General features: G+C 54.7%; 1 protein-coding gene. It reads right to left on the reverse strand.

Annotation, left to right across the window (positions count from 1 at the left end; genetic code table 11):
• The coding region (locus tag ACL9RM_RS26570; RefSeq protein WP_414126713.1) for a condensation domain-containing protein at positions 1-371 on the reverse strand (371 nt) is incomplete at both ends.

Consider the following 371-nt stretch of genomic DNA (forward strand, 5'->3'; position numbering starts at 1 on the left):
CCCTGCTCCGTCTCACGGAATACCGTGCGCAATGCGTCATGATGCTGGACAATACGTTCCATCGTACGGCGCAGCGCTTCTATGTCAAAGCGCCCAGCTCGATACAGCATCATCGCCTGGTTGTTGTGGTGCAGATCAACCGGCCGCTGCTCGAAGAACCACCGCTGAATGGGTGTCAGTTCCACCTGGCCTACGACTTCTTCCTGACTGGCCATCTTGCCATCTGTACGAAGTACAGGACTCAGTGACGCTACCGTCGGATTGCTGAAGAGGTCTTTCATGTCCAGTCGATAACCTGCTTGCAGCAATCGGGAGGATACTTGCAGCGCTTTGATCGAATCGCCGCCCAGTTCAAAGAAGTTATCCTGCGT

The sequence above is a fragment of the Paenibacillus sp. S29 genome (assembly GCF_049319765.1).
In the GTDB taxonomy this organism is placed as follows: Bacteria; Bacillota; Bacilli; order Paenibacillales; family Paenibacillaceae; genus Paenibacillus; species Paenibacillus polymyxa_B.